The following is a 23,073-nucleotide window of genomic DNA, read 5'->3' on the forward strand; positions in this document are numbered from 1 at the left end:
CGTCCTCGTCCGTTCTCGGTGCTCTGGTCCGTCGGTTCGGGAGCTCAGTCGCGACCGGCGAGCCGGGCGATCGACTGGAGCGGGATCATCAGCCAGTGCGGACGGTTCCTCGCCTCGTAGACGCATTCGTAAACCGCCTTGTCGGCCTCGAACGCCCGAAGGAGTGGTGAGTCCCCGCACGGGTCCATCCCGCTGGCCTCGGAGTACCCGGCGCAGAAGGCGGCGCGGTTGCGCGCCGCCCACTCCTGGGCGCGGTACTCGCGCTGGGTGTCCTCGGGCTGCTCGACGAGCAGGTGCCGGGCGGCGTAGTCGAAGCTCCGCAGCATGCCGGCGACGTCCCGCAGCGGGCTGTCGAGCTCGCGACGGGCGGCCAGCGGGCGGGCCGGCTCGCCCTCGAAGTCGAGGATGATCCAGCCGGTGGCCGTGCGCAGCACCTGACCCAGGTGGAGGTCACCGTGCACCCGCTGGCGCACGACCGGCTCCTCGCTCTCGCTCACCGCGGTGTACACCTCCCGCAGCGCCTCGGCGTGCTCCTGCAGCTGCGGCACGATCTCGATGGCGGCGTCCAGACGTTCCGACATCTGCCGGGCGACGTTGGCCAGCCACCCGGGGTCGGCCTGTTCCGTGGGCAGGACCGCGGCCAGGTCGGCGTGCACCGACGCGGTCGCCGCCCCCAGCCGCTCGCTGTCGGCGGCGAAGTCGCCCCCGACCTCGTCGGCGTGCAGGTCGCCCTCGGCGTAGAGGTCGCGGACGCTGGCGGTGGCCAGCCGCCAGCCGTCGCTGGCGTTGGGGACGAAGGTCTGCAGCATCGCGACGGTGGCGGGGGCGTCGCCCTGCGGGTCGTCAATCTCGATGTGGCCCAGCAGCGCGGCGATGTGCGGGTTGTCCGCCCGGCGCAGCGCGTCGTGAATCTCGACGTCGGGGTTGAGCCCCGGCTCCAGCCGGCGGAAGAGCTTGAGGATCGCCTCCTGGCCGTAGACCAGGGAGGTGTTGCTCTGCTCGGTGGAGACGATGTCGCCGGGCAGCCCCTCGGGGATGTCCCCCTCGCCGGCGGGGGAGAAGCGCATCGGCCCGATCGACGAGCCCTGGGCCAGGTGGATCAGCCAGGGCGCGGTGGACTCGCGGTCGCGCATCGCGTCGTAGGCGTAGGTCTCCCGGCCCTCGTTGGACACTGCGCCGACGAGCGCGGTCTCCAGGTCCTCGGCCGGGTGGTCCCGCCACGACAGCGGGACCAGGTAGGTCTCGGTCACGTCGTCGGCGTACCGGATGCGGACCCGGTGCACGGAGAGGACGGGGTTCCCGCGGTCGAGGAAGAAGCCGTCCTCGGTCACCTCGGCCCACTCGCGGCCCTTGCCGCCGAACCAGCGCTGGTGGGGGATCCAGTCGCGGAACAGCTCCGTCAGTGCGCTCATCGGGGGTCTCCGGACTCGTCGGACGGCTCGTCGGCGGCGCTGACCACGCCGGCGGCCAGCAGGGAGTCGGCCACGGCGCTGGACGTGGCGCTGGCCCAGTCCTCGTGCTCGTCGGGGACCGGCTCGTTCGGCTTGGAGAGCTCGAACCAGTAGAAGCCGTGCCCGGCGAGCGTGAGCATGTACGGCAGGACGCCGATCTGCGGGAACTCGACCCGCCCGGTGAGCTCGATCGGCGTGTAGCCCTCGAACTCGCGCAGGTCCAGCTCCACCGGCTGCGGGAAGCGCGAGAGGTTGTTGACGCACAGCACGACGTCGTCCCCGAACCGGCGGACGAACGACAGCACCGTCGGGTTGCGGGAGCCGACCTCCTCGAAGGTGCCCAGGCCGAACGTCGGGTGCTGCCCGCGGACCTGGATCATCCGCCGCAGCCACTGCAGCAGCGAGTTGGTGTTGCGCAGCTGCGACTCCACGTTGGTGACCTGGTACCCGTAGACGGGGTCCTGGTTGAGCGGCAGGTACATGCGCTGCGGGTCGGCGGTGGAGAAGCCGCCGTTGCGGTCGGGGGTCCACTGCATCGGCGTGCGGACGCCGTCCCGGTCACCGAGCCAGATGTTGTCGCCCATGCCGATCTCGTCGCCGTAGTACAGGACCGGCGAGCCCGGCAGCGACAGCAGCAGCGCGTTGAACAGCTCGAGGGTGTTGACGTCGTTGTCCAGCAGCGGGGCCAGCCGCCGGCGGATGCCGATGTTGGCCTTCATGCGGGGGTCCTTGGCGTACTCGCCCCACATGTAGTCGCGTTCCTCGTCGGTGACCATCTCGAGCGTCAGCTCGTCGTGGTTGCGGAGGAAGACCCCCCACTGGCAGTTGTCCGGGATGTCGGGCGTCTGCGCCATGATCTCCGAGATCGGGAACCGCTGCTCCCGGCGCACCGCCATGAACAGGCGCGGCATGACCGGGAAGTGGAACGCCATCTGGCACTCGTCGCCGTCCTCGCCGAAGTACTCCACGACGTCGGCCGGCCACTGGTTCGCCTCGCACAGCAGCACCCGGTCGGGGTAGTCCGCATCGACGACCTTGCGCACCTCCTTGAGGAACTCGTGGGTGCGCGGCAGGTTCTCGCAGTTGGTGCCCTCCTCCTCGAAGAGGTAGGGCACCGCGTCGAGCCGGAAGCCGTCGATGCCCAGGTCCAGCCAGAAGCGGAGGGCGTCGATGATCGCCTCACGCACCTTCGGGTTCTCGAAGTTGAGGTCGGGCTGGTGGGAGAAGAAGCGGTGCCAGAAGTACTGCTTGCGCACCGGGTCGAAGGTCCAGTTGGAGCTCTCGGTGTCGACGAAGATGATCCGCGCGTCGGCGTAGCCGGTGTCGTCGTCGGCCCAGACGTAGAAGTCGCCGTACGGGCCCTCCGGGTCGCTGCGGCTGGCCTGGAACCAGGGGTGCTGGTCCGAGGTGTGGTTCATGACGAAGTCGATGATCACGCGCATGCCACGGGCGTGGGCCTCGTCGAGGAACTCCTTGAAGTCCTCGATCGTGCCGAACTCGGGCAGCACCGCGGTGTAGTCGCTGACGTCGTAGCCGCCGTCGCGCAGCGGGGAGGCGAAGAACGGCGGGAGCCAGAGGCAGTCGACGCCGAGCCACTGCAGGTAGTCGAGCTTGTCGCGCATGCCGCGGAGGTCGCCGACGCCGTCGGCGTTGCTGTCGGCGAAGCCGCGGACGAGGACCTCGTAGAAGACCGCGCGCTTGTACCACTCGGGATCGGTGCCCGGCGGCGGCAGGGCGGAGCGGTGCGCGGGTGCGTCGGGGACGGGAACGGTCATCGGGAGCGGGTTCCCCTCTCGGGAGAAGGACCCCGTCCTCCCCACCCTTCGCAGGCTCAGGGCGGGACCCGGGACGGGGCCGGAGATCGATCTCTTCAGGAGACGGGCGGGGGGAACTGCACGGATCGCGGGAAGCTCAGCGCGAACACGTGGGCCGGCTCCCGGTGGGGGTCGAGCTCCACGTAGTTGAACTGGCCCCAGTCGTAGCGGGCACCGGTGAGCTCGTCGGTGACCCCGAAGCGCTCGTGCCAGTCCAGCCCGAGGGCGGGCAGGTCCAGCGCCGTCGTCCCGATCTGTGTGTCCCGGCTGGACAGGTTCACGACGACGAGGACGGCGTCGTCGGACCCCGGGTCGGTCTTGGTGAAGCAGAGCAGGTTCGGGTTGTCGACCTGGTGGAAGCGCAGCGTGCGCAGCTGCTGCAGCGCCGGGTGGGCGCGCCGCACCTCGTTGAGCCGCCGCAGGTAGGGCGCCAGGCTCCGCCCGGACGCCTCGGCGCCGGCCCAGTCGCGGGGGCGCAGCACGTACTTCTCGCTGTCCAGGTACTCCTCGCTGCCCGGCTTCACCGCCACGTGCTCGAACAGCTCGAAGCCGGAGTAGACGCCCCAGGTCGGGCTCATCATCGCGGCGAGCACGGCCCGGATCTTGAACATCGGCGGGCCGCCGAACTGCAGCGACTCGTGGAGGATGTCCGGGGTGTTCACGAAGAAGTTCGGCCGCATGTAGTGGCTGTTGGCGGCCAGCTCGCGGCCGTACTCCTCGAGCTCCTCGCGCCCGGTCCGCCAGGTGAAGTACGTGTAGGACTGGGTGAAGCCGAGCCGGGCGAGCTGGTGCATCATCGCCGGCCGGGTGAACGCCTCCGCGAGGAAGAGCACGTCCGGGTCGGTCTTCTTGACCTCCCAGATCAGCCAGTGCCAGAAGTTCAGCGGCTTGGTGTGCGGGTTGTCGACGCGGAAGATGCGGACGCCGGCGTCCATCCAGACCCGGACCACCCGCAGGCACTCGGCGTAGATGCCCTCGGGGTCGTTGTCGAAGTTGACCGGGTAGATGTCCTGGTACTTCTTCGGCGGGTTCTCCGCGTACGCGATCGTCCCGTCGGGCTTGGTGGTGAACCACTCCGGGTGCTCCTTCACCCACGGGTGGTCGGGGGCGGCCTGGAGCGCGAAGTCGAGGGCCACCTCCATGCCCAGCTCACGGGTGCGGGCGACGAAGGCCCGGAAGTCCTCCATCGTGCCCAGCTGCGGGTGGACGGCGTCGTGCCCGCCCTCGTCGCTTCCGATCGCCCACGGCGAGCCCACGTCGTCCGGCCCCACGTCGTGCGGGTTGCCGCCGGGGAACTGGCTCGAGTTCGGGCCCTTGCGGTTCACCTTGCCGATCGGGTGGATCGGCGGCAGGTAGACGACGTCGAAGCCCATGTCCGCGACCGCGGGCAGCCGGTCGGCGGCCGTGGTGAAGGTGCCGTGGGTGGGCGCCCCGGCGACCACCGGGCCCTCCGACCGCGGGAAGAACTCGTACCAGGAGCCGAACAGGGCCTCCTTGCGGTCGACCCACACCTCGTACCGCGGGGAACGGGTGACCAGCTCGCGCACCGGGTGCTCGTGCAGGTAGCGCTGCAGGCCGGCGGCCAGGGCCGGGGCGATCCGGACGGTGAGCTCCTGCGAGGTGTCCCGCAGGGCGGCGGCCGCGGCCTCGACGCGCCCGCGCCAGTCCTCCTCGGCCTCGGCGGCCACCCGGTCGAGCAGCCGGGCGCCCTCCTCCAGGTCGTTGGCGAGCTCGTCGGCCCCCTGGCCGGCCTCGACCTTGACCTCGACGTGGTGCCGCCAGGTGGCCAGCGGGTCGCTCCACGCCTCGACGCAGAAGGTCCACCGCCCCTCGCGGTCGGGCACGACCGTGGTCAGCCACCGGTCGGGCTCCGGTGGCAGCTTCGCCATGCGCAGGAAGGGCGCGCTCGCGTCGTCGCCGTCCGGGGGCGTCCAGACGACGTTCGCGGCGACGGCGTCGTGGCCCTCGCGGAAGACGGTGGCGGTGACGGGTACGTGCTCCCCGACCACCGCGCGGGCCGAGAAGGACCCGCAGGACACGACGGGGGCGACATCGGTGATGCCGAGGCGGAGATCAGGGCGGCCAGTCATCGCCGACCACGCTACTGAGCTGCCGCCTCACCAGCATCTCGGCAGGCGTTCTGCGCTCGGCGGCTCACCCGTCCGGGCCGGGTGCTCCTGGTGGTCACCGCGCGGAGCCCTGCCCGGGGGCCCCGGAGTCGATAGGCTCCCCGGGTGCGAGCACTCCGTCGGTTCACCGTCCGCGCGGCTCTGCCGGAGCCGCTCCTGCCCCTCTCCCAGCTGGTGATGAACCTCCGCTGGTCCTGGCACGCCGAGTCCCGCGACCTCTTCGAGGCGCTCGACCCCGATCTCTGGCAGCGCTGCGGAGGGGACCCGGTGCGCGCCCTCGGTGAGGTGTCGGCCGAGCGGCTGGCCACCCTCGCCAAGGACCGGCGCTTCGTCCGGCGGCTGACCGACGCCGTCGACGACCTGGAGGAGTACCTCGGCACCCCGCGCTGGTACCAGTCGCTGGGCGACGAGGCGCCGCGCAGCATCGCCTACTTCTCCGCCGAGTTCGGCATCAGCGAGGTCCTCCCGCAGTACTCCGGGGGCCTGGGCATCCTCGCCGGCGACCACCTGAAGGCCGCCTCCGACCTCGGCGTCCCGCTGATCGGCGTGGGGCTGCTCTACCGCGCCGGCTACTTCAGCCAGGGCCTGTCCGCCGACGGCTGGCAGCTCGAGCGCTACCCCTCGCTCGACCCGCACGGCCTGCCCATCAAGCTGCTGCGCCGGTCCGACGGCTCCGCCGTCGTCATCACCGTGCCGCTGCCCGAGGGACGCAGCCTGCACGCCCACGTCTGGCGCGCCCAGGTGGGCCGGGTCTCGCTGCTGCTGCTCGACAGCGACATCGAGGAGAACGCCCCCGGCGAGCGGCTGGTCACCGACCGGCTGTACGGCGGCGACGAGGACCACCGCCTCCGCCAGGAGATGCTCCTGGGCATCGGCGGTGTGCGGGCCGTGCGCGCCTACTGCTCGCTGACCGGCACCCCCCAGCCGGAGGTCTTCCACGCCAACGAGGGGCACGCCGGCTTCCAGGGCGTCGAGCGCATCCGAGAGCTCACCGAGGCGCACGGCCTCACCTTCCCCGAGGCGCTGCAGGCGGTGCGCGCGGGCACCGTCTTCACCACGCACACCCCCGTGCCGGCCGGTATCGACCGGTTCCCCAAGGCGCTCATCGAGCGCTACTTCGCCGGCTTCGGCGTGCCGATGGACCAGCTGCTGCCGCTGGGCGCCGAGGAGGACCCGGCGAAGTTCAACATGGCCCACATGGGCCTGCGCCTCGGGCAGCGGGCCAACGGCGTGAGCCAGCTGCACGGGCACGTCAGCCGGGGGATGTTCAAGGGCCTGTGGCCGGGCTTCGACGAGGCCGACGTGCCCATCGGCTCGATCACCAACGGGGTGCACGCGCCGACCTGGACCGCCCGCGAGCTGGTCGAGATGGGCACCCAGTCCTCCAGCCAGGGCGACCCGGTCGAGGTCGACGGCGACGTCCACTTCGACGGCGTCGACCGCATCCCGGCCGCCGAGCTGTGGGGGACCAGGCGCGTGCTGCGCGCCCGCCTGGTCGAGGAGGTGCGCCGGCGGGTCCGCGAGACGGCGCTCTCGCGCGGGGCCACCGAGGCCGAGGTGGGCTGGACCGACGGCGTCTTCGACCCCGACGTCCTCACCATCGGTTTCGCCCGCCGCGTGCCCTCCTACAAGCGGCTCACCCTGATGCTGCGCGACCCGGAGCGGCTCAAGGCGCTGCTGCTGGACCCCGAGCGGCCGATCCAGCTGGTCATCGCCGGCAAGAGCCACCCGGCCGACGACGGCGGGAAGAAGCTGATCCAGCAGATGGTGGCTTTCGCGGACGACCCGGAGATCCGGCACCGCATCGCGTTCCTGCCCGGCTACGACATCGGGATGGCGCGGTACCTCTACTGGGGCTGCGACGTCTGGCTGAACAACCCCCTGCGCCCGCTGGAGGCCTGCGGCACGTCGGGGATGAAGGCGGCGCTCAACGGCGGGCTGAACCTCTCCATCCGGGACGGCTGGTGGGACGAGTGGTTCGACGGCCAGAACGGCTGGGCGATCCCGACCGCCGACGGCGTCGCCGACCCCGACCGCCGCGACGAGGTCGAGGCGCGGGCGATCTACGACCTCCTCGAGAACCAGGTGCTGCCGCGGTTCTACGAGACCGACCGCGACGGCATCCCGGGCCGGTGGGTGGAGATGGTGCGGCACACGTTGCGCGAGACCGGCCCCAAGGTGCTGGCCACCCGGATGGTCCGCGACTACGTCCGCGCCCTCTACGTCCCGGCCGCGGGGTCGGCCCGCGCGATGGCCGCCGACGGCTACGCGCCGGCGCGCAGCGAGGCCTCCTGGCGCTCGCAGGTGCTGCACCACTGGCACGACGTCCGGGTGGCCCACGTCGAGGCGACCGGCGCCGGGGACACCCCGGAGATCGGGTCGACGCTGGCGCTGCGCGCCGAGGTGGAGCTGCCCGGGCTGCAGCCCGGTGACGTCGAGGTGCAGGCCGCCTACGGCCGGGTCGACGACGCCGACGGGCTGCACGAGGTGACCACCGTGCCGATGGCGCACGAGCACACCGACGGGTCGCGGCACTGGTTCACCGCCACCGTGCCGCTGGAGCGCACGGGCGCCTTCGGCTACACGGTGCGCGTGCTGCCGCACTCGGAGCACCTCGCCGATCCGGCGGAGCTCGGCGTGGTGAGCACGGCCTGACGGTGAACCAGCGGGCACTCGGGCCACGCCGGCCACAGTGACCTCGTGTGACGTCGTCACGCCCCGGCGTGGCGGCGGCCCGCGGCCAGCCAGAACGCTCGCCCTTCACTAGGCTGGACGCCATGCCCGACCGCTGTGAAGTGCTCCCCGGAGATGCCGTCGTCGCCCGCCGTGGCGGCGGCCTGCTGTGGGTCGACGCTCCCGGCTCGCCCGCCCTCGTGTCGGCTCTGCACGCCTGCCTGGGCGTGACGGGCCCCGGCGCCGACCGCGTGCTGGCCGCCGTGGCCGGTGAGGTGAGCTCCCTGGCCTCCGGTGGCGTCTCGTTCGCCCTCGTCGTCACCGGCGACGCCGGTAACGGCGTCGCGCTCTGGGCGGGCAAGGGTCAGCCGGCCGTCGACGGCGTCCCGCTCTCCGGCTCGTCCGTCGAGGGGGGCACGCTCGCCTCCGGCTTCTCGCCGGGGCAGTCGCTGTACGTGGGCCCCGGCCAGTCCGCGCCGCGCACACCGCCGGGCGTGAGCTACGACCTGGTCGAGGGCACCGTGCCCGGTGGCGGCGCCACGCTGCACCTGGCCGGGGCGGCCCCGGCCGCCGCGGCCCCGGTGGCGGCGGCGTCGTCCTTCGCGGCGAGCACGGACTCCGGCTTCGGCGCCGGCCGCGGCTCCTCCGCGTCGGCGGCCCAGCCCGACTCGGGCGAGCAGACCGCGTTCTGGCGCCCCGAGTCGACCGAGGCCACGCCGATCCTGCGCTTCGACGACGGCATGGTCGTCACCATCGACGAGGACCTGGTGCTCGGGCGGCGTCCCGACAACCACGAGATGGTCTCCAGCGGCTCGGCGCGCGCGGTCCCGATCGCCGACACCCAGAACGTGCTCTCCTCGGCCCACGCGGCGCTGACCCGCAACGGCCGCGAGGTCTCGCTCGTCGACCTGGGCTCGCTCAACGGCACCCACGTCGCCGGCCCCGAGGCCACCGAGTGGACCCAGCTCGAGCCGGGCGTGGCCCACCCGCTCTCCGACGGCGACCGCCTGCTCCTGGGCTGGACGGTCATCACCTTCGAGCAGCCGCAGGAGTAGAAGGACCACCCTTCCCCCCACGCCTGACGAGCTCGGCGTGGGGCCCTGAAGGGTGGCCGTTCCAGCACCTCACCTGTCGGGCCGGCGCTCGACCCGCAGCAGCCAGACGCAGCGGCCGGGCAGCTCCACCGGCCCCGGCGGCAGGAACGTGATCGCCGGCGGGGCGCCGCGGGCGTACTCGGTGGAGACCACCAGCTCGTAGCCGTCCGCCCACGGCGGCCCGGGCAGCTCGACGGTCACCGGGTCGGGGCCGGCGTGCAGCTGCACCAGGTAGGAGTCGTCGACGACGGGGTGGCCGTGCTCGTCGCGGTGCCGGATGCCCCGGCCGTCGAGGTACATGCCCACGGTCTGCAGCCCGGTGTCGAACCAGTGCGCGGTGGTGAGCTGGCCGCCGCCCGGGGCGAACCAGGCGAGGTCGCGGGTGCCCTCGGTGCCAGCCAGCTCGTGGCCCTCGAAGAACGCCTCCTGCCGCAGCACCGGGGCGCCGCGGCGCAGCCGGACCAGCCGGGTGACGAAGGCGAGCAGGTCCTCGTCGGCGGCCGCCCAGTCCAGCCAGGAGATCTCGTTGTCCTGGCAGTAGGCGTTGTTGTTGCCCTGCTGGGTGCGGCCCAGCTCGTCGCCGGCGGTCAGCATCGGCACCCCGGTGGAGAGCAGCAGGGTGGCCAGCAGGTTGCGCACCTGGCGCGCGCGCAGGGCGAGCACCTCGGGGTCGTCGGTGGGCCCCTCGACGCCGCAGTTCCAGTTCCGGTTGTGGCTCTCGCCGTCCCGGTTCTCCTCGCCGTTGGCCTCGTTGCGCTTCTGCTCGTAGGCGACCAGGTCGGCGAGGGGGAAGCCGTCGTGCGCGGTGACGAAGTTGATGCTGGCGAACGGGCGCCGGCCGTCGGAGCGGTAGAGGTCCGAGGAGCCGGTCAGCCGGTAGGCGAGGTCGCGCACGCCGACGTGCGCGCCCGACCAGACGTCGCGCACGGTGTCGCGGTACTTGCCGTTCCACTCCGTCCACGGCGGCGGGAAGTTGCCCACCTGGTAGCCGCCCGGACCGACGTCCCAGGGCTCGGCGATCAGCTTCACCTGGCTGACCACCGGGTCCTGGTGCACGACGTCGAAGAACGCCGACAGCCGGTCGACGTCGTGCATCGAGCGGGCCAGCGCCGAGGCGAGGTCGAAGCGGAAGCCGTCGACGTGCATCTCGGTGACCCAGTAGCGCAGCGAGTCCATGAGCAGGCCCAGCACGGCCGGCCGGCGCACGTCGAGGGTGTTCCCGCAGCCGGTGTAGTCGGTGTAGCGGGAGGGGTTGGCGCCGTCGAGCCGGTAGTAGCCGGGGTTGTCGATGCCCTTGAACGACAGCGTGGGCCCGGTGTGGTCGCCCTCGGCCGTGTGGTTGTAGACGACGTCGAGGATCACCTCGATGCCGGCGGCGTGCAGCTCCTTGACCATCGTCTTGAACTCGGTCACCTGCTGGCCGCCGCTGCCGGCGGCGCTGTAGGCGGCGTGCGGCGCGAAGTAGCCCAGCGTGTTGTAACCCCAGTAGTTGGTCAGCCCGCGGCGCAGCAGGTGAGGCTCGCTGACGAAGTGGTGCACCGGGAGCAGCTCGACCGCTGTCACGCCGAGCGCCAGCAGGTGCTCGACGAAGGCGGGGTGGGCCAGCCCCGCGTAGGTGCCCCGCAGGTGCGGCGGGACGCCGGGGTGCCGGGCGGTGGCCCCCTTGACGTGCACCTCGTAGATGACGGTGTCCGACCACGAACGGCGCAGGGGGCGGTCGCCGTCCCAGGGGAACGGGTCGTGGACGACGACGCCGCGGGGGACGTGGGGAGCGGAGTCCTGGCCGTCGGGGACGGCGGAGTCCGGGTGCTCGACGGGGTGGCCGAACAGCGCGGCGTGCAGCTCCAGCTCCCCGTCCACGGCCCTGGCGTAGGGGTCCAGCAACAGCTTGGCCGGGTTGTACCGGGAACCGGAGAACGGCTCGTAGCCGCCGTGGACGCGGTAGCCGTAGCGCTGCCCGGGGCCGACGCCGGGCAGCCGGCCGTGCCACACCTGGTGGGTGGTCTCCTCCAGCCGGTGCCGGTGCTCGGTCCCGTCGGGGTCGAACAGGCAGAGGTCGACGGCGGAGGCGCCGGCCGACCACAGCGCGAAGTTGGTCCCGCGGCCGTCCCAGACCGCACCCAGCGGTGCGGGGGCGCCGGGCAGCACGTCGGGGAGCGGGCGTCCGGCCGCTGTGTGTTCGGTCACCAGGCGATCGTGCCAAGCCGCCGACCGGAGCGGGCGCACCGACCGGCGCGACGGTTGGTTGGATGGGGGCGTGCCGAACCCTGACGCCCCCGGAGGGGCGGTCGTACGGATGACCGGAGTCGACGTCGTCCGGGGCGGGAACCACCTGCTCCGCGGCGTCGACTGGGCCGTGGAGGAGGACCACCGCTGGGTGGTGCTCGGTCCCAACGGGGCGGGCAAGACCACGCTCCTGCAGCTCGCGGCCGCGCAGCTGCACCCGACGCGGGGCGAGGTGCGGTTGCTCGGCGAGACGCTCGGCGCCGTCGACGTCTTCGAGCTGCGGCCCCGCATCGGGCTGACCAGCGCCTCGCTGGCCCAGCGGATCGGGCCCGCGGAGAAGACCGGGGACGTCGTCGTCTCGGCCGGGTACGCCGTCGTCGGCCGGTGGCGGGAGCGGTACGACGTCCACGACCTCACCCGGGCCGGGATGCTCATGGCGCAGTGGGGCGTGGCCCAGTACGCGCACCGCCCTTTCGGCACCCTCAGCGAGGGCGAGCGCAAGCGCACCCAGATCGCCCGCGCGCTGATGCCCGACCCGGAGCTGCTGCTGCTCGACGAGCCCGGGGCCGGTCTCGACCTGGGCGGTCGCGAGGACCTCGTCGCCCGGCTCTCGGACCTGGCGAGGTACCACTACGCGCCCGCCCAGGTGCTGGTCACCCACCACGTCGAGGAGATCCCGCCGGGCTACACCCACGCGCTGCTGCTGCGCGAGGGGGAGGTCGTCGCCTCCGGCGCGGCCGACGACGTCCTCACCTCCGAGCACCTCTCGGACACCTTCGGCCTGCCGCTGGACCTCGCCCGCACCGACGGCCGGTTCACCGCCAGGCGCGCTTCCTGAGGCGGCCCCTCCCGAGGCGCGGCCCGAGCGGAGCGGGGGTCGAGGGGGAGGCGGTCCTTATAGGGTGCCGTCCATGGCATCGACCCCCGAGTTCGTGACCCTGCAGGTGGACGACGGGGTGGGCACCATCCGCCTCGACCGGCCGAAGATGAACGCGATCGACGAGCAGCTGCACCTGGAGGTCCGGGCGGCCGCGCTCGAGGCCGGTGAGCGGTCGGACGTGCGCGCCGTCGTCCTCTACGGCGGGGAGCGGGTCTTCGCCGCGGGCGCCGACATCAAGGCGATGTCGCAGCTGGACGGGCGGTCGATGGTCGCCTGGGGCCGCGAGCTGCAGAACTCCTTCCGCGCGGTCGCGCGGATCCCGAAGCCGGTCATCGCCGCCGTCACCGGCTACGCCCTCGGCGGCGGCTACGAGCTGGCGCTGTGCGCGGACTTCCGCGTGCTCGGCGCGGGCGCGAAGGTCGGCCAGCCCGAGATCCTGCTCGGCGTGATCCCGGGCGCCGGCGGGACCCAGCGGCTGGCCCGCCTCGTCGGCCCGGCCCGGGCCAAGGACCTGGTCTTCACCGGCCGGCACGTCGGCGCCGAGGAGGCCCTGGAGATGGGGCTGGCCGACGCCGTCGTCCCCGACGCCGAGGTGTACGACACCGCCCTCGCCATGGCGCGCAAGCTCGCCGCCGGCCCGCCGCTGGCGCTCGCGGCGGCCAAGCGGGCGATCGACGAGGGGCTGGACCTGCCCCTGGAGCAGGGGCTGGACCTGGAGAGCCGGCTGTTCGCCGAGCTGTTCGACACCGAGGACCAGGCTGCCGGGATGCGCTCGTTCCTGGAGAGCGGCCCGGGCAAGGCCGAGTTCTCCGGCCGCTGAGCCCGGTGGAGGGTGTGGTCGACCGGTCGGGCCCCGGCGGCCGGGCGTGGGTGGACCGGGCCGTCGCCGCCGTCGAGGCCGACGCCCGGCGCAGCGCGGACACGCACCTGCTGGTCTACCCCCTGCCGCCGGAGTGGGGGGTGGACCTCTACCTCAAGGACGAGTCCACCCACCCCACCGGCAGCCTGAAGCACCGGCTCGCGCGGTCGCTCTTCCTGTACGGGCTGTGCTCCGGGCAGATCACCGAGGGCAGCACCGTCGTCGAGGCCTCGAGCGGGTCGACGGCGGTGAGCGAGGCCTACTTCGCCCGGATGCTGGGCCTGCCGTTCGTCGCCGTCATGCCGCGCTCGACCAGCCCCGAGAAGGTCGCGCTCATCGAGTTCCACGGCGGCCGGTGCCACTTCGTCGACCGGGTGGCGGAGATCTACGAGGAGGCCCGGCGGCTGGCCGCCGAGTGCGGCGGGCACTACCTGGACCAGTTCACCTACGCCGAGCGGGCCACGGACTGGCGGGGCAACAACAACATCGCCGAGTCGGTCTTCGAGCAGCTCGCCGCCGAGCGGTACCCGGTGCCGGAGTGGGTCGTGGTCGGCGCCGGCACCGGCGGCACGAGCGCGACGATCGGGCGGTACATCCGCTACCGGCGGCACCCCACGCGGCTGGCCGTCGTCGACCCGGAGAACTCCGCGTTCTTCCCGGGGTACGCGGCCGGGGACCCGGGGTGGACGACCGGGGCGCCGTCACGCATCGAGGGGATCGGGCGGCCGCGGGTGGAGCCCTCGTTCGTGCCGACCATCGTCGACCGTATGGTCGCCGTCCCCGACGCCGCCTCGCTGGCCGCGATGCGGCACCTGGAGCAGGTCACCGGACGCCGGGCCGGCGGCTCCACCGGCACGAACCTGTGGGGGGCCTTCGGACTGGTCGCCGAGATGGTCGCGGCGGGGCGCACGGGGAGCGTGGTGACGCTGCTCTGCGACGGCGGAGAGCGGTACGCGCGGACGTACTACTCCGACGACTGGGTGGCCGCCCAGGGGCTGGACCTGGCGCCGTACACGGCGGTCCTGCGCCGGTTCGCCGCGACGGGGGAGTGGCCGGGCCCGCCGGCGTGACGTGCCTCACCCGCCCCTCGTACCGCGGCGGCGTTACTCCGCAGTAGCCTCCATGATCGGAGCCAGGCGGGCCTCGTGCCCGCATCCTGAACGCGTCCTGAGGAAGGTTCAGCGCGATGAACATCGTCGTTCTTGTCAAGCAGGTCCCGGACTCGGGAAGTGAGCGCAAGCTGGACCCGGCCGACAACACCGTCGACCGTGCGTCCGCCGACAACGTGATCAATGAGATGGACGAGTACGCCATCGAGGAGGCGCTCACCATCAAGGAGGCGCAGGGCGGCGAGGTCACCGTGCTGACCGTCGGGCCCGACTCCGCCACCGACGCCATCCGCAAGGCGCTCTCCATGGGCGCCGACAAGGCCGTGCACGTCGTCGACGACGCCATCCACGGCTCCTGCGCGGTGCAGACCTCCGCGGTGATCGCCGCGGCCCTGGGCCAGATGGAGTTCGACCTGGTCATGTGCGGCGCGGAGGCCACCGACGCCCAGCTGTCGGTCATGCCCGCCCTGCTCGCCGAGCGCCTGGGTCTCCCGCAGCTCTCCGGTGCCCGCAAGGTCACCATCGAGGGTGGCGTCGCCAAGGTGGAGCGGCAGACCGACGGCGGCTACTGGGCCCTCGAGGCCCCGCTCCCGGCGATCATCTCCACCTGGGACACGATCAACGAGCCGCGGTACCCCTCGTTCAAGGGGATCATGGCCGCGAAGAAGAAGCCGGTGGAGACGAAGTCCCTGGCCGACCTGGGCCTCGACGCCGGCAGCGTCGGCCTGGCCACCGCCACCAGCAAGGTGCTCGACTTCGCCGGCCGCCCGCCGAAGGGCGAGGGCGTCAAGGTGACCGACGAGGGCGACGGCGCGCAGAAGTTCGTCGACTACCTCGCCGCCCAGAAGATCGTCTGACCCCGCCCGGATCCAAGGAAGAGGAGAACATCCCATGGCAGAGGTCCTGGTCCTTGCCGAGCTCGACCCGGCCGGCGGCGGTGTCCGCAAGACCACGCTGGAAGCCCTGACCGCGGCGCGCGCACTCGGTGAGCCGTCGGCCGTCGTCCTCGGTGCCCCCGGCACCGCCGCCGGCGTCAAGGACGCCCTCGCGGAGTACGGCGCCGCCACCGTCTACGTCGCCGAGTCCGAGGACGTCGACGCCTACCTGGTGGCCCCCAAGGCCGAGGTGCTGGCGCAGCTGGTGAGCGAGAAGTCGCCCGCCGCCGTCGTCATCCCCTCCTCGCCGGAGGGCAAGGAGATCGCCGCCCGCCTGGCCATCAAGACCGGCAGCGGTTTCCTCACCGACGTCACCGAGATCGCCCCCGACGGCACCGCCACGCAGGCGGCGTTCGCCGGGGCGACGATCGTGCACTCGCAGGTGACGGTCGGCACCCCGATCTACACGCTCCGCGGCAACTCGGTCACCCCCGAGCCGGCCCCCGCCGCCGGTGCCGAGCAGACCGTCGACGTCTCGGTGAGCGACGCGGCCAAGCAGGTCCGGGTCGTCGAGCGGGTCGTGGAGCAGAAGAGCAACCGCCCCGAGCTCACCGAGGCCTCCATCGTCGTCTCCGGTGGTCGCGGTGTGGCCAGCGCCGAGAACTTCTCGATCATCGAGGGCCTGGCCGACTCGCTCGGTGCGGCCGTGGGCGCCTCGCGCGCCGCGGTCGACTCCGGCTTCTACCCCCACAGCTTCCAGGTGGGGCAGACCGGCAAGACCGTCTCGCCGCAGCTCTACGTGGCCGTCGGCATCTCCGGCGCCATCCAGCACCGCGCCGGCATGCAGACCAGCAAGACGATCGTCGCCATCAACAAGGACCCCGAGGCGCCGATCTTCGAGCTGGCCGACTTCGGCGTGATCGGTGACCTGAACACCGTCGTGCCGGCCGCCACCGAGGCGATCAACGCCCGCAAGTAGCGGCACCCGTCGAGGGCCGGTTCCCGTGCAGGGGGCCGGCCCTCGACGCATGTCCGGGGACGGGAAGCAGGCGGGAGGTCCGGTGGTTGGGCACCGCGTGAGCACCGGAGCGCCGCCGACGCTGTTCGACCGGGCGCACCGGCTGACCACCGCGGGGCTGCTGATGCTGGTCACCTTCGTCGCCTTCGAGGCGATGGCGGTGGCGACCGCGATGCCGACCGCGGTCGCGGAGCTCGACGGCCTTGCCTGGTACGCCTGGCCCTTCAGCGCCTTCCTCGTCGCCTCGGTGGTCGGGATGGTGCTCGGCGGGGACCTCGGTGACCGCCGCGGGTCACGGGTCGCGCTCCTGACCGGGGTGGCGGTCTTCGCCGCGGGGCTGCTCGCCGCCGGCGTCTCGGGGAGCATGGCGCTGTTCGTCGCCGCCCGGGCGCTGCAGGGCATCGGCGGGGGCGCGATCGCCGTCTCCCTGTACGTGGTCGCCGGGCAGGCTTTCGCGCCCGGGCTGCGTCCGCGGCTCTTCGGCGCGTTCGCCGCCGCGTGGGTGCTCCCGGCGCTGATCGGCCCCGTCGTCGCCGGCCTGCTCACCACCCACCTCACCTGGCGGCTGGTCTTCCTCGCCCTCCTGCCGCTCATCCTGCTCGGCCTGGGCCTGGTCCTGCCCGCGGTCCGCGCGCTGCCCCGGCCCGCCCCGGTCGCGGCCCCCGCCTCGGCGCGGCGCTGGTGGGCGCTGCTGGCGGGCGTGGGCATCGCCGCCCTGCAGTACGCGGGGCAGCGCCTCGACCTCCTGGCGGCCGGGATCGCCGTCGCCGGGCTGCTGGCACTGGTCCTCGGCCTGCGCCCGCTGCTGCCGACCGGGACCGCCGTCGCCCGCCCGGGTCTGCCCGCGGTGGTCGCCGGCCGCGGGCTGCTGGCCGGTGCCTTCTTCGGCATGGACGCGCTGCTGCCGCTGGCCCTCACCGAGCTGCACGGCTACTCGGCCACCGCCGCGGGGATCCCGCTCACCGCCGGCGCCCTGGGCTGGGCGACCGCCTCCCAGCTGCAGGGCCGCCACCCGCACTGGTCGCGGGTGCGCCTGCTGCGCCTCGGGTTCGCCGTACTCACGGCCGGGCTGCTGGCCACGGCCGCGATCGCCGTCCCCGGGGTGGGCGGGTGGCCGGCCTACGTGAGCTGGGCGGTCGCCGGCCTCGGCATGGGCCTGGGCATGCCGAGCCTCAGCGTGCTGCTGCTGGACCGCTCGTCGGACGCGACCCGGGGCGCGGACTCCGCGGCGTTCCAGATCGCCGACGTCACCGGCGCCGCGGTCTGCATCGGGCTCGTCGGCGTGCTGGTTGCCGCCGCGGCGGGCGGAGCGCTCTCCCTCGAGGTCGCGGTGCTGGCCGGTGTGGTGCTGCTCTCCGCCGTCGCGGTCGGCGGCGCGGTGCTCGCCCCGCGTGCGGGTGGTCCTCCGGCGGCGGCGACCGGCCCGGCCGTGCCCGCGACTACCCTGAGCGCGTCATGACCTACTCGGAGCCGGTCTACCTCGACCACGCGGCGACCACGCCGATGCTGCCCGAGGTGCTGGCCGCGATGACCGGCCAGCTCGGCCGCGTGGGCAACGCCTCCTCCTTGCACGCGAGCGGCCGGGCGGCCCGCCGCGCCGCGGAGCAGGCCCGCGAGCGGCTGGCCGAGGCGCTGGGCGCCCGGCCGTCGGAGGTGCTGTTCACCGGCGGCGGCACCGAGAGCGACAACCTGGCGATCAAGGGCCTGTTCTGGGCCCGGCGCGAGGCGGACTCCCGCCGTCGCCGCATCGTCGTGAGCCCCGCCGAGCACCACGCCGTCCTGGACAGCGTCGAGTGGCTGGCCAAGCACGAGGGCGCCGAGGTCACGTGGTTGCCGGTGGAGCCCTCGGGTCGGGTCACCCCCCGGGCGCTGGCCGAGGCGCTGGGCGACGGCACCGACGTCGCCGTCGCGAGCGTGATGTGGGCCAACAACGAGATCGGCACGGTGAGCGACGTCGCGGCGCTCGCGGCCACCGCGCACGACGTGGGGGTCCCCTTCCACACCGACGCGGTGCAGGCGGTCGGGCAGGTGCTGGTCGACTTCGGCGCCAGCGGGGTCGACGCGCTCACCATGACCGGCCACAAGCTCGGCGGACCGATGGGCGCCGGCGCGCTGCTGCTGCGCCGCGACGCCGAGTGCACGCCCCTGCTGCACGGTGGGGGCCAGGAGCGCGACGTCCGCTCCGGCACCCTGGACGTCGCCGCCATCGTCGGGCTGGCGGTCGCGGCGGCCGCGGCGGTGCGGGGCCGCGTCGAGCGGGCCGCCGAGCTGGCGCGGCTGCGCGACCGGCTGGTGGCCGGGGTCGTGGAGCAGGTGCCCGATGCCCAGCTCAACGGCGCCCCGCTCGACGACGTCGTCCGCTCTGGGCCCGGCCGGTTGCCCGGCAACGCCCACCTCTCCTTCCCCGGCGCCGAGGGCGACGCGCTCCTCATGCTGCTGGACGCCCGCGGCATCGAGTGCTCGACCGGATCGGCGTGCAGCGCCGGGGTGGCCCGCCCCAGCCACGTGCTGCTCGCGGTGGGCGCCGACCCCGACCGGGCCCGCAGCTCGCTGCGCTTCAGCCTCGGGCACACCAGCACCGACGCCGACGTCGACGCGCTGCTCGGCGTGGTGGCACCGGTGGTCGAGCGGGCCCGGCGGGCCGGGACGGGGCGCCGATGAGGGTGCTGGCCGCCATGAGCGGGGGAGTCGACTCCGCCGTGGCCGCGGCCCTCGCCGTCGACGCCGGGCACGACGTCACCGGCGTCCACCTCGCGCTCTCGCAGAACCGGCAGACGCTGCGCAGCGGCTCCCGCGGGTGCTGCAGCGTCGAGGACTCCCACGACGCCCGGCGGGTGGCCGACGAGCTCGGCATCCCCTTCTACGTCTGGGACATGGCGGACCGGTTCACCGAGGACGTCGTCGAGGACTTCGTCGCCGAGTACGCGGCCGGCCGCACACCCAACCCGTGCCTGCGCTGCAACGAGAAGATCAAGTTCTCCGCCGTCCTCGACCGGGCCGTCGGGCTGGGCTTCGACGCGGTGGTCACGGGGCACCACGCGCGCCTGGCCGGCGGCGAGCTGCGCCGCTCCGTCGACGCCGCCAAGGACCAGTCCTACGTGCTCGGCGTGCTCACCGCGCAGCAGCTGGCCGCGGCGGTGTTCCCGCTGGGCGGCATGACCAAGGAGCGGGTGCGGGAGATCGCCGCCGAGCGCGGGTTCGCCGTCGCCACGAAGCCCGACTCGCACGACATCTGCTTCATCCCGGACGGCGACACCCGCGGCTTCCTGGCCCGCCGGCTGGGCAGCCGCCCGGGACCGGTGGTCGACGCCGCAACCGGCGCGACCGTCGGCGAGCACGAGGGCACCTACGGCTTCACCGTCGGCCAGCGCCGCGGTCTCGGGGTCAGCGCCGGGGACTCGCGGCCCCGCTACGTGCTGGGCATCCAGCCGGTGACCCGGACGGTGACCATCGGCACCGCCGACCTCGCCGGCGTGGACCGCGTCGTCACCGCGGCTCCCACCTGGACCCGGGCGGCGCCGGAGCTGCCGCTCCGGGCGGAGGTGCAGCTGCGGGCGCACGGCACCCCGGTGCCGTGCGAGGTGACCGGCGACGACGCCGGTGGGCTGCACATCCTGCTCGAGGAGGAGCAGCGCGGGGTGGCCGCCGGCCAGTCCGCCGTGCTCTACACCCCCGACCCGGAGCGCGGTGACCTGGTGCTCGGGCAGGCCGCGGTCCGGGCCACCGGCGACCGTGCCGGGATGCCCGCATGAGTGACGCCGGGGTTCTCTGGGGCCCCGCCTGCGGCGTCGGGTCGTTGCCGGGCACCGAGCCGGCGGAGGCGGTCCGCACCGTGGTCGGCGAGCTGCCGGGGTTCGCGCACCTGCCCGAGCTCCCCGGTCGCGGGGCGGGTGCGGACATGCTCGGGCGCAGCGCCGCCCTGCTGGTCGACCTCGCCGTCGACCTCACCCCGGCGGGCTGGCGGCTCGTCCCGCGGCCGGGGATCGACCAGCAGCGGGCCGAGGAGTTCCTCGCCCGCGACCTCGATGCCGTGCACGACGTCGCCGCCGACTGGACGGGACCGTTCAAGGTGCAGGCCACCGGCCCGTGGACCCTCGCCGCCGGGCTGGAGCGCGCCCGGGGCGACCGTGCGGTCGTGGACCCGGGAGCCCGCCGCGATCTGGGGCAGTCGCTGGCCGAGGGGCTCGCCGCGCACGTGGCGGCCGTGCAGGCACGGCTCCCCGGGGCGCGGATCGTGGTGCAGCTCGACGAGCCCTCGGTCCCCGCCGTCCTGCAGGGCGCGCTGCCGACCGTGAGCGGGTTCGGGAAGCTGCCGGCGGTCGCCGAGGACGTCGTCGAGCAGGAGCTCGCGGCCGTCGTGCGGGCGCTGCCCGGACCGGTGGTCGTGCACTGCTGCGCGCCGCGCACGCCGCTGGGGCTGTTCCGTGCCGCCGGTGCGGCGGGGCTCTCCTTCGACCTCGGCCTGGTCCAGGACCTCGACGCGGTGGGGGAGGCGGTCGACGCGGGGGTGCACCTGCTGCCCGGTGTCGTCCCCGGCACCGACGCCGCGCTCCCGGCCCCGGAGGCGACGGCGTCGCGGGTGCAGGCGTGGTGGCGCGAGCTCGGCTTCACCGCCGACCGGCTGCCCGAGGCGGTGACCCTCACCCCCGCCTGCGGTCTGGCGGGGGCGACGCCGTCCTACGCCCGGGCCGCGATGCGCCAGGTGCGCGAGGCCGCGAAGTACCTGCTCCCGGAGTGAGGCGCCCGGCCCCGACCGGGTGAGCGCCGGTTGACCGTCGTAGCCGCCGGATACCGTTCGACCGTGAGCACCGACGCCGACCTCGTCGAACCGTCCGTCACCCCGGTGGCCGACCGCGAGGACCTCACCGAGGTCCCCGACGACGTGCGCACCCGGCACCGCGACCTCTCCGAGGAGCTGGACCGGTACGCGTTCGCCTACTACGTGCGCGACGAGCCGCTCATCAGCGACGGCCAGTACGACGAGCTGATGGGTGAGCTCAAGGCACTGGAGGCCGCGCACCCGGCGCTGGTCACGCCCGACTCGCCGAGCCAGAAGGTCAACGGCGGGTTCACCGCCACCTTCGCGCCGGTCCAGCACCTCGAGCGGATGCAGAGCCTGGACAACGCCTTCACCAGCGACGAGCTGTCGGCCTGGGCGGCGCGGGCCGAGCGGGAGGGCGCGGCCGGGGGGAGCTACCTCTGCGAGCTGAAGGTGGACGGGGTCGCCGTCGACCTGGTCTACGAGCAGGGCCGCCTGGTGCGGGCCGCCACGCGGGGCGACGGCGTCACCGGCGAGGACGTCACCGCCAACGTCCGCACGATGCGCGACGTCCCGCAGCAGCTCACCGGCGATGACGTCCCCGAGCTGCTCGAGGTCCGGGGCGAGATCTACTTCCCGGTGGCGGCGTTCGCCGACGTGAACGCCGCCATGGTCGAGCAGGGGCGGCCGCCGTTCGCCAACCCGCGAAACGCCGCGGCGGGCTCGCTGCGCCAGAAGGACCCGAAGGTCACCGCCTCGCGGCCCCTCCGGCTGGTGGTGCACGGCCTGGGTGCCCGGAGGGGGTTCGAGCCCGAGCGCCAGTCGGCGGCCTACGACGGGCTGCGGGCGCTGGGGCTGCCGGTGAGCGACCGCTTCGAGGTCGTGCCCGACCTGGAGGGCGTGCGGGCCTACATCGAGCGCTACCGCGAGCAGCGCCACTCGGTGGGGCACGAGATCGACGGCGTCGTGGTGAAGGTGGACCAGGTGGCGCTGCAGCGGCGGCTGGGCTCGACCTCCCGGGCGCCACGGTGGGCCATCGCCTTCAAGTACCCGCCGGAGGAGGCGACGACGAAGCTCGTCGACATCCGGGTCAACGTGGGGCGCACCGGCCGGGTGACGCCGTTCGCCTTCATGGAGCCGGTCAAGGTCGCGGGCTCCACCGTGCAGCTGGCCACCCTGCACAACGCCAGCGAGGTGAAGCGGAAGGGCGTGCTGATCGGGGACACCGTCGTCATCCGCAAGGCCGGCGACGTGATCCCCGAGGTGCTCGGCCCGGTGGTGGCGGCCCGCACGGGCGACGAGCGCGAGTTCGTCATGCCGACCCACTGCCCCGAGTGCGGCACCGAGCTGCGACCGGAGAAGGAGGGCGACGCCGACATCCGCTGCCCCAACGCCCGGTCCTGCCCCGCACAGCTGCGGGAGCGGGTCTTCCACGTGGCCGGTCGCGGCGCCTTCGACATCGAGAACCTCGGCTACGAGGCGGCGATCGCGCTGCTGCAGAGCGGTCTGCTCCAGGACGAGGGCGACCTCTTCTTCCTCGACGAGGAGGCGCTGTGCCGCAGCGCGTTCTTCACGAAGAAGGACGGCGCCCTGTCGGCCAACGGGCGCAAGCTGCTGACCAACCTGCAGACCCGGAAGGACGTCCCGCTCTGGCGGGTGCTGGTCGCCCTCTCCATCCGGCACGTGGGCCCGACCGCCGCCCAGGCGCTGGCGCGTGACTTCCGGTCGATGGACCGCATCATGGCCGCGACGGAGGAGGAGCTCGCTGCCGCCGACGGCGTCGGGCCGACGATCGCGGCGTCGATCCGCGACTGGTTCGCCGTCGACTGGCACCGCGAGGTGGTCCAGAAGTGGCGGCAGGCCGGTGTCTCGCTGGCCGATGCGGGCGAGGACGCCGGCCCGGGCCCGCTCACCGGGGTCACCGTCGTGGTCACCGGCTCGCTGCGCGACTTCAGCCGCGACCAGGCGATCGCGGCGATCCAGGAGCGCGGCGGCAAGGTGACGGGTTCGGTGTCGAAGAAGACCGGCTTCGTGGTCGTCGGCGCCGACCCGGGCAGCAAGTACGACAAGGCCGTGCAGGTGAAAGCGCCGATCCTGGACGACGACGGCTTCCGCGTGCTGCTCGAGCAGGGCCCGGACGCCGCCCGCGAGGTCGCGACGATCGGTGACGGCACCGAGGAGTAGCC

The 23,073-nt window shown here is 73.6% G+C and carries 16 protein-coding genes; 12 read left to right on the plus strand and 4 right to left on the minus strand.

Annotated features, from left to right (window positions below; genetic code table 11):
- Positions 1-44: 44 nt before the first annotated feature.
- The 3 genes from ACI792_RS08270 to ACI792_RS08280 form a co-directional block, all read right to left on the minus strand.
- Entirely contained in the window at positions 45-1,412 is a 1,368-nt protein-coding gene (locus ACI792_RS08270; RefSeq protein WP_456602169.1) for a maltokinase N-terminal cap-like domain-containing protein, read from the minus strand.
- Complete coding sequence (treS, locus tag ACI792_RS08275) at positions 1,409-3,226, minus strand: maltose alpha-D-glucosyltransferase (protein ID WP_456602170.1); 1,818 nt, start codon at positions 3,224-3,226, stop codon at positions 1,409-1,411. The genes ACI792_RS08270 and treS overlap by 4 nt, the downstream gene beginning before the upstream one ends.
- Positions 3,227-3,321: 95 nt before the next feature.
- Positions 3,322-5,355 (minus strand): alpha-1,4-glucan--maltose-1-phosphate maltosyltransferase, encoded by a 2,034-nt coding sequence (locus ACI792_RS08280; RefSeq protein WP_456579129.1) that lies wholly within the window; start codon positions 5,353-5,355, stop codon positions 3,322-3,324.
- Between the two features lie 144 nt (positions 5,356-5,499).
- Between ACI792_RS08280 and glgP the strand changes: the two genes are divergently transcribed.
- Positions 5,500-8,049: an alpha-glucan family phosphorylase gene (glgP, locus tag ACI792_RS08285; RefSeq protein ID WP_456602171.1), complete on the plus strand. Its 2,550-nt coding sequence runs from the start codon at positions 5,500-5,502 to the stop codon at positions 8,047-8,049.
- A 122-nt stretch (positions 8,050-8,171) separates the two neighbouring features.
- Entirely contained in the window at positions 8,172-9,122 is a 951-nt protein-coding gene (locus ACI792_RS08290; RefSeq protein ID WP_456602172.1) for an FHA domain-containing protein, read from the plus strand.
- Positions 9,123-9,191: 69 nt separating this feature from the next.
- Here ACI792_RS08290 and glgX read toward each other — a convergent pair whose 3' ends face one another.
- A complete protein-coding gene (gene glgX, locus ACI792_RS08295; protein WP_456602173.1) occupies positions 9,192-11,348 on the minus strand; it encodes a glycogen debranching protein GlgX in 2,157 nt (718 codons plus the stop codon).
- 109 nt (positions 11,349-11,457) lie between these two features.
- On the opposite strand from glgX, the gene ACI792_RS08300 reads away from it, so the two are divergent.
- The 10 genes from ACI792_RS08300 to ligA all read left to right on the plus strand — a co-directional run bounded on the left by ACI792_RS08300 (position 11,458) and on the right by ligA (position 23,071).
- The gene (locus ACI792_RS08300) at positions 11,458-12,225 is read left to right on the plus strand and encodes an ABC transporter ATP-binding protein (protein WP_456602174.1); all 768 of its coding nucleotides are present in this window, start codon (positions 11,458-11,460) and stop codon (positions 12,223-12,225) included.
- Between the two features lie 73 nt (positions 12,226-12,298).
- The gene (locus ACI792_RS08305) at positions 12,299-13,087 is read left to right on the plus strand and encodes an enoyl-CoA hydratase/isomerase family protein (RefSeq protein ID WP_456602175.1); all 789 of its coding nucleotides are present in this window, start codon (positions 12,299-12,301) and stop codon (positions 13,085-13,087) included.
- A gap of 14 nt (positions 13,088-13,101) precedes the next feature.
- Positions 13,102-14,196: an L-cysteine desulfhydrase Cds1 gene (gene cds1, locus ACI792_RS08310; RefSeq protein ID WP_456602176.1), complete on the plus strand. Its 1,095-nt coding sequence runs from the start codon at positions 13,102-13,104 to the stop codon at positions 14,194-14,196.
- Between the two features lie 116 nt (positions 14,197-14,312).
- Complete coding sequence (locus tag ACI792_RS08315) at positions 14,313-15,092, plus strand: electron transfer flavoprotein subunit beta/FixA family protein (RefSeq protein WP_456602177.1); 780 nt, start codon at positions 14,313-14,315, stop codon at positions 15,090-15,092.
- 34 nt (positions 15,093-15,126) lie between these two features.
- The gene (locus ACI792_RS08320; RefSeq protein ID WP_456602178.1) at positions 15,127-16,089 is read left to right on the plus strand and encodes an electron transfer flavoprotein subunit alpha/FixB family protein; all 963 of its coding nucleotides are present in this window, start codon (positions 15,127-15,129) and stop codon (positions 16,087-16,089) included.
- A 97-nt stretch (positions 16,090-16,186) separates the two neighbouring features.
- Positions 16,187-17,587, plus strand: coding sequence for an MFS transporter (locus ACI792_RS08325; RefSeq protein WP_456602179.1), 1,401 nt, complete (start codon positions 16,187-16,189; stop codon positions 17,585-17,587).
- On the plus strand, positions 17,584-18,789 hold the full coding sequence (locus ACI792_RS08330) for a cysteine desulfurase family protein (RefSeq protein WP_456602180.1): 1,206 nt from the start codon (positions 17,584-17,586) through the stop codon (positions 18,787-18,789). The genes ACI792_RS08325 and ACI792_RS08330 overlap by 4 nt, the downstream gene beginning before the upstream one ends.
- Positions 18,786-19,880, plus strand: a complete 1,095-nt coding sequence (gene mnmA, locus ACI792_RS08335) for a tRNA 2-thiouridine(34) synthase MnmA (RefSeq protein WP_456602181.1) — start codon at positions 18,786-18,788, stop codon at positions 19,878-19,880. Before ACI792_RS08330 ends, mnmA begins: the two co-directional genes overlap by 4 nt.
- On the plus strand, positions 19,877-20,866 hold the full coding sequence (locus ACI792_RS08340) for a methionine synthase (protein ID WP_456602182.1): 990 nt from the start codon (positions 19,877-19,879) through the stop codon (positions 20,864-20,866). Before mnmA ends, ACI792_RS08340 begins: the two co-directional genes overlap by 4 nt.
- A gap of 63 nt (positions 20,867-20,929) precedes the next feature.
- On the plus strand, positions 20,930-23,071 hold the full coding sequence (gene ligA, locus ACI792_RS08345) for an NAD-dependent DNA ligase LigA (protein ID WP_456602183.1): 2,142 nt from the start codon (positions 20,930-20,932) through the stop codon (positions 23,069-23,071).
- The last annotated feature ends 2 nt before the right edge of the window (positions 23,072-23,073 follow it).

It is taken from the genome of Blastococcus sp. SYSU DS0669, from assembly GCF_054050895.1.

What these genes read in the sequence shown, in the direction of transcription:
- ACI792_RS08270 (WP_456602169.1), bottom strand. Translation starts at nt 1,412, where the DNA reads ATGAGCGCACTGACGGAGCTGTTCCGCGACTGGATCCCCCACCAGCGC.
- treS (WP_456602170.1), bottom strand. Translation starts at nt 3,226, where the DNA reads ATGACCGTTCCCGTCCCCGACGCACCCGCGCACCGCTCCGCCCTGCCG.
- ACI792_RS08280 (WP_456579129.1), bottom strand. Translation starts at nt 5,355, where the DNA reads ATGACTGGCCGCCCTGATCTCCGCCTCGGCATCACCGATGTCGCCCCC.
- ACI792_RS08290 (WP_456602172.1), top strand. Translation starts at nt 8,172, where the DNA reads ATGCCCGACCGCTGTGAAGTGCTCCCCGGAGATGCCGTCGTCGCCCGC.
- ACI792_RS08300 (WP_456602174.1), top strand. Translation starts at nt 11,458, where the DNA reads ATGACCGGAGTCGACGTCGTCCGGGGCGGGAACCACCTGCTCCGCGGC.
- ACI792_RS08305 (WP_456602175.1), top strand. Translation starts at nt 12,299, where the DNA reads ATGGCATCGACCCCCGAGTTCGTGACCCTGCAGGTGGACGACGGGGTG.
- ACI792_RS08315 (WP_456602177.1), top strand. Translation starts at nt 14,313, where the DNA reads ATGAACATCGTCGTTCTTGTCAAGCAGGTCCCGGACTCGGGAAGTGAG.
- ACI792_RS08320 (WP_456602178.1), top strand. Translation starts at nt 15,127, where the DNA reads ATGGCAGAGGTCCTGGTCCTTGCCGAGCTCGACCCGGCCGGCGGCGGT.
- ACI792_RS08330 (WP_456602180.1), top strand. Translation starts at nt 17,584, where the DNA reads ATGACCTACTCGGAGCCGGTCTACCTCGACCACGCGGCGACCACGCCG.
- mnmA (WP_456602181.1), top strand. Translation starts at nt 18,786, where the DNA reads ATGAGGGTGCTGGCCGCCATGAGCGGGGGAGTCGACTCCGCCGTGGCC.
- ACI792_RS08340 (WP_456602182.1), top strand. Translation starts at nt 19,877, where the DNA reads ATGAGTGACGCCGGGGTTCTCTGGGGCCCCGCCTGCGGCGTCGGGTCG.